Below are 916 nucleotides of genomic sequence, written 5' to 3'. Positions count from 1 at the left end.
AGCAGCTGGACGAGCGCGGCATCATCCAGACCATCGTCAGCAAGAACGATCACGACGACGCGATGGCGGCCGTCGCGGCGTTCGGCCTGGACGAGTATTTCCTCTATCCGGCGATCAACTGGGGTCAGAAGAGCGCCAACCTCCGGCAGATCGCCGACCACCTCAACATCAACATCGACACCTTCGCCGTGATCGACGATTCGCCCTTCGAGCGCCAGGAGATCGCGACCGCGCTGCCGATGGTCCGTACCTATTCGGAGCAGGCGATCGAAACACTGCTCGAGGCGCCCGAGCTCGCCGTCCCGGTGACCTCTGCCAGCCGCCTACGGCGCCTGTCCTATCTCACCGAGGTTCGGCGCGAGCGCGCCTTCGAGCTCTTCACCGGCGACTATCTCGACTTCCTCCGCTCCTGTGGGCTCGAGCTGCGCATCTTCACGCCGACGACCCCCGCGGAGAAGCTTCGGTGCCTCGAGCTGATCGAGCGGTCGAACCAGCTCAATCTCTCCGGCCGTCGGTACGACGCGACGGCCTTCGAGCAGCTTCTGCAGGCTCCTGGGCATCTCTGCATCGCGATGGACTGCAAGGACCGCTTCGGAGTTTACGGGATCGTCGGGTTCGCGAGCGTCATCGAGACCGGGGACCGGCCGACCTTGCTGGACTTCGCCATGTCCTGCCGGGTGGCCCAGAAGCGGGTCGAGCATTGCGTGTTCGGCTGGCTGGCGCGGCGATCGAAGCAGCGCGGCCACCAAAAGCTGTTCGCGGAGCTGCGGCCGACGGCGCGGAACAAGCCGTTGCTCAAGGTGTTCGAGGACATGCATTTCACCACGGAGAAGGCCGAGGCGGGCACAGTCCTGCTGGTGCTCGATCTCGAGACGGCCGATCTCGCCGAGGGAGCCGTGATCGCGCTGGATGCGAG

General features: G+C 65.3%; 1 pseudogene. It reads left to right on the top strand.

The annotated features are described in order from the left end of the window. A pseudogene (locus ABTU92_RS29450) lies at positions 1–916 on the top strand (hypothetical protein); the annotation flags it as partial.

The organism is Rhodoplanes sp. SY1 (assembly GCF_046000175.1).
Classification (GTDB): Bacteria; Pseudomonadota; Alphaproteobacteria; order Rhizobiales; family Xanthobacteraceae; genus Rhodoplanes.
The sequence above is the reverse complement of the archived record's forward strand: the minus strand, read 5'-3'. Positions and strand labels throughout refer to the sequence as shown.